Below are 7,593 nucleotides of genomic sequence, written 5' to 3' on the forward strand. Positions count from 1 at the left end.
TTGCTTAAATCTGGGTAAATCTCAAGTTGCTTGCTCGACGATTTTTCCGAGAAACCCGGTTGCTTAAATCTGGGTAAATCTCAAGTTGCTTGCTCGACGATTTTTCCGAGAAACCCGGTTGCTTAAATCTGGGTAAATCTCAAGTTGCTTGCTCGACGATTTTTCCGAGAAACCCGGTTGCTTAAAGCGGCTTGCAGCCGCGTGAGGGAAAGCGTTATCGCTTCGTTTGTGTAGCGGCACCATGCGCGGGTGCCGCTACACAAACGAAGCGGTGTACCTCATCCGAGTGCAATCTGCTATAAAGCAACCGGGTTTCTCGTTAGCTGTTCGATTTGATACTTTGTCCTAGCACCTGAATAACAATGCGGGGATGAAACAAAGCAGTCGATGGTTTGAGCATGTGCATCACTTCTAGAAATCGGCGGTAAACTTCGGTATTGTTCATCGCCAGCTGCAATATCCCATCCATATATCGGTGCATCAGTCGAGTGACAAAATCTGGTTTCCCGCCTTCAGTTCCTGGACTGCGGTAATCCTCGCTTGTCGCCGCCATCCAAGGGACGGCATGAACTGTTGCCAGCTGCTTTTGAACTTGTCGCGCAAAACCTTTAAAATTCCGGTTGGAATGCTGATGCAAGCATTTGTCTAGTGTCTGTGCTTCTAGCGCCGCAACGGTGATGCCTTGCCCGTAAACTGGATTAAACGCACAAGCTGCATGTCCCACAACCAAAAAGTTTTCTGGGTAGCGGGGGAGGCTATCGTAGTGACGCAGGCGATTTTCTGTGTCTCTGTAACCATAAATCGGCGTCAGGGGTTCTGCTTCTTTAATCGCCTCGTAGATTGCCGGAGTTGGCAGACTGCGGGCGAATTCCAAAAACCCCGCTTCGTCGGTGGGTGGGTAGTCGCGATTAATTCCCCCCATCCCGGCAATCCAGCGATCGCCTTCAATCGGAAACAGCACCCCGCTCCTCGTACCTTCCGGAGGCGCAGCTTGCACAAACAGCGATTGCCACTCCGCCTGAAAGTTTTCTGGGCGTCGGTAAATTCGACTGGCATAGCCGACAAATGGATTGACAACTGTTTCTTTTGGTGGTATGTATCCCAATTCTTTCAGCCACTCTGGTGCTTTGGAAGTCTTGCCGCTGGCATCCACTACCAAATCTGCAAATAACTCCTCTTCGCGGATGCTGCCATCTGACGGATTTCGCCAACGCACAGATACGCCAGCGATACCTGTATTATCAGCATTCGCCAGCAGTTTGGTTACCGTTGTGCCCTCCAGAAACCGCACAGAAGCGATCGCATTCATTCGGCGATGCACGCAGAAATCCAACAATCCGCGACTGAGTGCGATCATCTTAATCCCAGAATTAAACGGAACTGCCCAGCCAAAACGGCTATACCAAGCAGAATCTGACCCCACTTCCAATACAGGCGCACCAGCAGCAATTAGTTCGTCCTTGAGTCCGGGAAATAGCTCTTCCAGTACCATTTGTCCCCGCGTCAGCAGCGCGTGCAGGTGTTGCGACTGAGGAACCCCTTTGCGCGGCACAGGTTCGTCAGGATAGATGTCGCGCTCGATAATAGTTACTTGGTCGAAGTGATTCGCTAATACCCGCCCCGCCAATAGTCCCCCGATACTTCCGCCAATCACCAAGGCATGACTTAAATTAGATGAGCATGAGCTTGAATTATTCAAAGGTTGCATGATTAAAGTTCCCTCAAAATAACTAATTAATCTGCTCTCAAAACTGGCTGTTTCGTTGCTGCCAACTCCTCCAATAGCGTAACAGCTAAAGTCGGTGCATCGTGACGGGCAATCTCAGCTTGAATAAGTTGTGCCTTCTGACGATAGCGTGGCGAGGCTAAAATTTGCTTCACAGCGTCTTTTATCTGTGTTGGCGTAGGCGACTTTGTTTTAAGATTAATACCCACTCCAGACCACTGCACTCTGGCACATACTTCTGGCTTTTCTTCAGTTTGACCTGCTGCAACTAGGGGTACGCCATTTGCTAAAGCCATCTGCACGCCGTTGTACCCGCCGTTGGTCACCATGACATCAGCGTGGGGTAAAAGATGGGAATAAGGGATAAACGGTTCTATCCTGACATTTTTGGGAATTGCATCGAGTTTAATACTTTCTATTGGCTCGCCACCCGTTGTTACCACAACTAGAACATCTTCATCGGTTAATGCCTTAATTGTGGGAACAATTAAATCATCTGCTTTAGTCGCTACAGTTCCCTGGGTAACGTGGATTACTAGCTTGCCGTTTTTCAATTCATCCCACCAAACAGGAGGCGTGAAATCAGCAGGTGGCTCTGGTAAAACTGGCCCGATAAAATGTACTTGGGGTGGCAATGTACTGCGGGGATATTCAAACGCGGGAACGGTTCCTTGTAAATAGAGGAATGGTGATAATGTGGCATCAAAAAAATCTTTGTAATCGGGTATTAATCCAATGCTGCCTCGCTTGCGATCCAGGTAAACAGTAACATCGTTGAATATAACTCGCTGAAACAACCAGTTTAAACAACTATTACGCAAGCGTCCAAGCGTTGAGTTATCAGGTTCTATGCCCAATCCAAAAGGCGCTGTATCAGGACTGCTAAAAGCCAATCCACTAATCCCAAAAGCTGCCCAAGGTGGCGCTCCTTTTTCATATATCCAGGCAGCGCCTAGAAAATAAGAATCGGCTAAAATCGCATCGGCAGGAAACTCCTCCAATATGCCGCTTAAGTCTTTAAATTGCGCCACAGCCCCGTCAATAAAAGCGTGCTTGAGGTAAAATTTAAATAGTGCCAATCCTGCTAAAGAATCTCTTGTTTTTAACCAAGCATCAGGCAGGGTGTTCAAATCGGAAAAATCCGCTCCCGTGCGTATGGGAATGTGGCGTGCGCCTGTCGCTTCTACCTTTGATTGGAAGTTTTTCCCGGTATACCACCACACTTGATGACCGCGATCTACTAGCTTGCGAGCTATTGGCACGGCTGGATTGACGTGTCCAACCGCAGGTATTGTACCTATGAGAAAACGCGCCATAATATTTAACTAATTTTTTAATTAGTATGACTTAACAAAAGCTGAATGTCAACTACTAACCAATTTTTTAGTTAAGATATGATGGCAGTTAGGGTGATGGGGACTGTGGGGTATTCAACAAAGTCACAACGCTCATCTAACAAGCGTCGCCAGCAGAGAGATCCTGAGGCGACGCAAAAGCAGATATTGGATGCAGCGGAGGAGGAATTTGCCAAGAGTGGGTTAAACGGGGCGAGGATAGAAGCGATCGCCTTGCGTGCAGGCGTCACCTCGGCGATGATCCATTACTACTTCCAGAACAAAGAAGGACTGTATAAAACAGTACTGCAACGTCCGGCGGTGGAGATGCACGATATGTTTCAGCAGCTAAACTTAGAGCAGTTACCGCCAGAGGAAGCATTGAAGACAGCGGTGCGAGAGGCGATTGCTTACGAAGCAGCACACCCACAACGGGGGATGCTGTGGTTTCAAGAAGCCAACCAAAATCAGGGAAAGTATTTCAAATTGGGAAATTGGCAAGAAACATTCGCGTACCTTAGCAATATTTTGGAACGAGGAATGGCAGGGGGAACGTTTCGCCAAGTCGATCCATTTTTGACCAGCCTTCAAATTGCCGGAATTTGTACGTTTTATTTCAACGCTCACGAAAATATCAAGCATCTAACGCCAGATGTAGATAGAATGAGTCCCGAAACGATCGAACGATATACACAGGAGGCGATTAATCTAATCTTGGCAGGCGTGCGAAATCAAGAAAAAGTAGGGTGCGTTAAGGTCGTGTAACTCACCATCTTGGCTGGTAAACCCGCAAAAAATGTTGGCTTACTAGAGCAAGATTTTAGATAAACTAATAAAGTGCAACACGCTCTCAATCCAGTTAAATCCATGTCAATAAACCGCGCATTCGCTATTCTCGCACCAGTTCCAGAAAATGAGCTGATTTCAGCTAAAGAAGTCTGCGATCAACAAGGCAAAGTTGCCTTTGGCAGTCGGTTGTTTGAGTTGTTTCGCAAAATAGATACAGCCAGAGGCAAAGACGAAATAAATGTTTTTATTTACGCTTCCATGCCAGAAGAATCAATTGGATCGATGGTATCTTGGCAAGGCGTATACGTGGGACACGTGGAGGCACGTCGTAACGGTACTCACCCAGGTGGAGCTAAATTTCGCCCAACTACAGCTTATGAAACGGATAAGTCAAATTCCTGGGTGATTTATTGGGAAGTCCGAGATTTACAACAGATCGAACCATTCCCCATAAAGTCTTTACGAGGGTGTGATAAGAAAACCTCTTATCCTCCTCATTTTGTCCCTGAAACTCCACTGCTCATTGAATATCCATGAAAAAATTGTAAGTTTTGCTCGTTTTTAGCATTCGGGCACTTGAAAAAAAACTAGAGTGGTAAATATCCACCCTAGTTTTATGTTTGATGAAATGCCTTGCAATTTGGCAATTTTGTGGCGATGGGAGGTCGCTATCCTAGAACTGCTTAAGGATTGCGATCGCCTAACCTGCGGTCGGCATATTGCTCCTGATTCGCTTGGTGAGAATGCTCATCACTTGCCCAGCATTGGGCGCAGGTAGCAGCCGACTCCACTCGCTGACATGAGCAAACTTCAACAGGTGGAGTGTGTGAATCGTCGAAGTGACTACTTTGCGAGATCCAATCGCAATAAGTCTCAGCAGTTCAGATTCATCTAGCGGATCTGGCAGCTTGTCCGCTACTGGATTGACCTGTGGCAATGCAGAGTTTTCCCAGGAAAAAAAGCTTTTCAGTGGAATTTTATCAGCCAGTTTGGGCGAAGAGGCTGTTTTGCCTCGCCGCTTGGTACTATTTTTTGACTTGACATCCTCTCCGTCGTAGAAAGACCGAGATTCCAAAACCTCACGATTTTGGTTTCTGCTTCATAGCACCTGCCTGTTCCCTTAAAGAGATTAGGTCTTATGGTCGCTCCACAGACTGACACTGCTAGCCCAGCAGCCATATGTATCGAAGTCCAAAAAGGAATTCTTATGTGTTTTGTTGATTCAAGGGATGTATCTCATTGCCCCATCCTCTTTTCCAGATCTACCGATTTTTCTGCGCCGTTGCATGATGATGCAAACTTTGGTGTTAGGCTCTATGTCTCCATCGTTCTGGTGGGTTAGTAACCACCTTCAATGTTACACACTTTTGTGTTTAACGGCTACCAATCTAAGACGGGACATTCTGGGCCTCTCTCGAAGGGGAAAGGGGGAAAGGGGAAAAGGGGAAAAGGGGTTTGGCTTGTTCTTCCTTCCCCCAAATCCCAAATCCCTTTTCCCCTTTTTAACTGTGTTGTCCCGCTAATGGCTGGTAGCCTGTTTAACAACAAAAGCCCTCCTAAAAGGACGGGGTTTCAGACCCAGGAGTTTTTGATCATATGTGTGTGCCTGGTAAAGTCGCATTTTGGGTCTGGACCACCCAAGGCGCGGCGTTCTTTACTTGGTATGATAATATCACACCAGTTGCAATAAAGATTATATTCTTTGTTTAATCTTGATGAATATGGACAAACTGCTACAAATACTTCAGGAGCGGGGACTGTTGCAGAAGCTTCCAGACAAGCGGCTGACCACCAACCCTTTGCCCATTACCCGTTACATTGGAATGGTCATCAGCGCATCAGGAACGGGGAAGTCGGTTACCGCTAACCTGGATGCAGCGATGGATACTTACATCAACACCTATCAAGAAAATCATCTTGTTGAGTGCAAGGCTAGGGCGATGTCGCTTGGGAAGTCATTAGAGGAGTATATCGCCGATCAGCTCGCCCAGCGGCTTGGGGATTATGAAGAAGCAGTCGGGAAGCGTTCCCGAAAGGGAGTAAATGAAGAAAAAGAGGAAACCTAAAATAGAAGCGTGGGATCGCATCTAGCATTTTGAATCCCAATCTAGGAAATCTCAATCTATGCTTTCTCCATTTCCAGGGATGAACCCTTATTTAGAAAATCCCGGATTGTGGTCAGAAGTACACAATCGATTAATCGTAAATCTAGCTGATTCTCTCGCTCCGCATATTCCGGAGCAATATCGAGTTGCGATGGAACAGCGTACTTATTTAAGCGATGAGTTAGATGCAATTTTGGTGGGAATTCCTGATATTGCCGGATTTTCTCAAAAATCAACCGCCAACAAAATTTCATCAACTGAAACTGTTGTGGCTACATCTGAACCCACAGTAACAATGCCATTGCCAGAAAACGTGAGGGAAAGTTATTTAACCCAAGTTGCTAGTTATAAACTTTGGCGTTGCTAATGGCTAATTGCAAGCTTGCTAATAAAGGATTTTTACCAATCTCGCCATTAGCCATTAGCCATTAGCCGCTCCCAGAGAGATAACCAGCAACTTGAGTTATTTAGAAATTAAAGAAGCTGCCACAGGTTTTGTCATTACAGTTATTGAAATTTTATCTCCCAAGAACAAGCGACCAGGTGAAGGAAGAGAGGCTTACATCAAAAAGAGGAAACAAGTGCTGGCAAGTTTAACCCATTTAGTAGAAATTGATTTACTCAGGGGTGGAAAACCGATGCCCATTTTAAGTGAAGTGCCAGCAAGTGATTATCGCATTGTCCTGATTCGAGGCGATCGCCGTCCCCAAGCTCAGTTATATGCTTTTAACTTACGACAAACGATTCCCTCGTTTCCATTACCTTTAAATCCAGGAGATCCAGAACCAATTATTGACTTACAAACTTTATTAAATGGCTTGTACGAACGCGCTAGATATCACTTAGCAATAGATTATAGTCAAGCTCCTGTACAGCCGCTGAAGGCAGAAGATGTAAGTTGGGTAGATACTTTGTTACGAGAACAAGAACTGCGAAAGAATTAATAGCATTTTTTTTAAGGCAAAAGGTAAGTGAAATGCTCTCATCAACTTTAATAGAGATTGACCGTTTGATTGATACATTGTCTCCTGAAGAACAATTGTGGTTGTTAGAGCGTATTGCTAGAAAAGTGCGGCAAAGGACACAGGTAAAAGATATAGCGGATCGCAGGCGGATGAGGTACACCTTCGTTTGTATAGCGGCTGCCATTTTTGCTGCCGCTATACAAACAAGCCAAAAGGCTGTACCTAGACGAGCTTGCAATCCGCTCTAAATTTGCTGCTCCCAAATATATGAAAGCCCAACTAGCAGCAATGGCTAGCGATCCACATATTCAATCAGAAATTGCGGCAATTAATGAAGAGTTTGCCGTAACAGAAATGGATGGGTTTAAAAATTTATAAGTATTGTGTGGGTTTATAAGATCGGGACTTACGCAAAGAAACCGGGTTTCTATGTCGCAGCAAGAAACTTTGGTGATAGGAACGCCCTTGCGTAAGTCCTGAAGGTGTGGGAGTGCGATCGCAGGAAATTGCCAAACTATTAGGCTTGTGCAAAAAACAAACTCTTTGACAGGCGAGACGCCTATCCCACAAGAGTTATGGGAGAGGTCTATTATACTTGTCCAATAACTCTTGTGGGGTGGGCAGGCGAGACGCCTATCCCACAAGAGTTATGGGAGAGGTCTATTATACTTGTC

The 7,593-nt window shown here is 45.8% G+C and carries 8 protein-coding genes; 5 read left to right on the forward strand and 3 right to left on the reverse strand.

What is annotated here, in order from left to right; translation table 11 throughout:
• Positions 1-319: 319 nt before the first annotated feature.
• Positions 320-1,708: an NAD(P)/FAD-dependent oxidoreductase gene (locus MiSe_RS46130; RefSeq protein WP_226593608.1), complete on the reverse strand. Its 1,389-nt coding sequence runs from the start codon at positions 1,706-1,708 to the stop codon at positions 320-322.
• Positions 1,709-1,734: 26 nt separating this feature from the next.
• Complete coding sequence (locus tag MiSe_RS46135; RefSeq protein WP_226593610.1) at positions 1,735-3,042, reverse strand: glycosyltransferase; 1,308 nt, start codon at positions 3,040-3,042, stop codon at positions 1,735-1,737.
• A gap of 81 nt (positions 3,043-3,123) precedes the next feature.
• Here MiSe_RS46135 and MiSe_RS46140 point away from each other — a divergent pair, with 81 nt between their 5' ends.
• Both MiSe_RS46140 and MiSe_RS46145 read left to right on the forward strand, forming a co-directional pair.
• Positions 3,124-3,825, forward strand: a complete 702-nt coding sequence (locus tag MiSe_RS46140) for a TetR/AcrR family transcriptional regulator (RefSeq protein ID WP_444980640.1) — start codon at positions 3,124-3,126, stop codon at positions 3,823-3,825.
• A gap of 102 nt (positions 3,826-3,927) precedes the next feature.
• Complete coding sequence (locus MiSe_RS46145) at positions 3,928-4,386, forward strand: hypothetical protein (RefSeq protein WP_226593614.1); 459 nt, start codon at positions 3,928-3,930, stop codon at positions 4,384-4,386.
• Positions 4,387-4,549: 163 nt separating this feature from the next.
• Here the strand turns inward: MiSe_RS46145 and MiSe_RS46150 are convergent, their stop codons facing one another.
• Positions 4,550-4,924 (reverse strand): hypothetical protein, encoded by a 375-nt coding sequence (locus MiSe_RS46150; RefSeq protein WP_226593616.1) that lies wholly within the window; start codon positions 4,922-4,924, stop codon positions 4,550-4,552.
• 646 nt (positions 4,925-5,570) lie between these two features.
• On the opposite strand from MiSe_RS46150, the gene MiSe_RS46155 reads away from it, so the two are divergent.
• The 3 genes from MiSe_RS46155 to MiSe_RS46165 all read left to right on the forward strand — a co-directional run bounded on the left by MiSe_RS46155 (position 5,571) and on the right by MiSe_RS46165 (position 6,898).
• On the forward strand, positions 5,571-5,915 hold the full coding sequence (locus tag MiSe_RS46155; RefSeq protein WP_226593618.1) for a hypothetical protein: 345 nt from the start codon (positions 5,571-5,573) through the stop codon (positions 5,913-5,915).
• Positions 5,916-5,973: 58 nt separating this feature from the next.
• Entirely contained in the window at positions 5,974-6,321 is a 348-nt protein-coding gene (locus tag MiSe_RS46160; protein WP_226593621.1) for a DUF4058 family protein, read from the forward strand.
• A gap of 91 nt (positions 6,322-6,412) precedes the next feature.
• Entirely contained in the window at positions 6,413-6,898 is a 486-nt protein-coding gene (locus MiSe_RS46165; protein WP_373873028.1) for a DUF4058 family protein, read from the forward strand.
• The last annotated feature ends 695 nt before the right edge of the window (positions 6,899-7,593 follow it).

The organism is Microseira wollei NIES-4236 (genome assembly GCF_020521235.1).
Classification (GTDB): domain Bacteria; phylum Cyanobacteriota; class Cyanobacteriia; order Cyanobacteriales; family Aerosakkonemataceae; genus Microseira; species Microseira wollei.

Excerpts from the sequence above, each read along its gene's own strand:
- MiSe_RS46130 (WP_226593608.1), bottom strand. The coding sequence starts at position 1,708 with ATGCAACCTTTGAATAATTCAAGCTCATGCTCATCTAATTTAAGTCAT.
- MiSe_RS46135 (WP_226593610.1), bottom strand. The coding sequence starts at position 3,042 with ATGGCGCGTTTTCTCATAGGTACAATACCTGCGGTTGGACACGTCAAT.
- MiSe_RS46140 (WP_444980640.1), top strand. The coding sequence starts at position 3,124 with ATGGCAGTTAGGGTGATGGGGACTGTGGGGTATTCAACAAAGTCACAA.
- MiSe_RS46145 (WP_226593614.1), top strand. The coding sequence starts at position 3,928 with ATGTCAATAAACCGCGCATTCGCTATTCTCGCACCAGTTCCAGAAAAT.
- MiSe_RS46155 (WP_226593618.1), top strand. The coding sequence starts at position 5,571 with ATGGACAAACTGCTACAAATACTTCAGGAGCGGGGACTGTTGCAGAAG.
- MiSe_RS46160 (WP_226593621.1), top strand. The coding sequence starts at position 5,974 with ATGCTTTCTCCATTTCCAGGGATGAACCCTTATTTAGAAAATCCCGGA.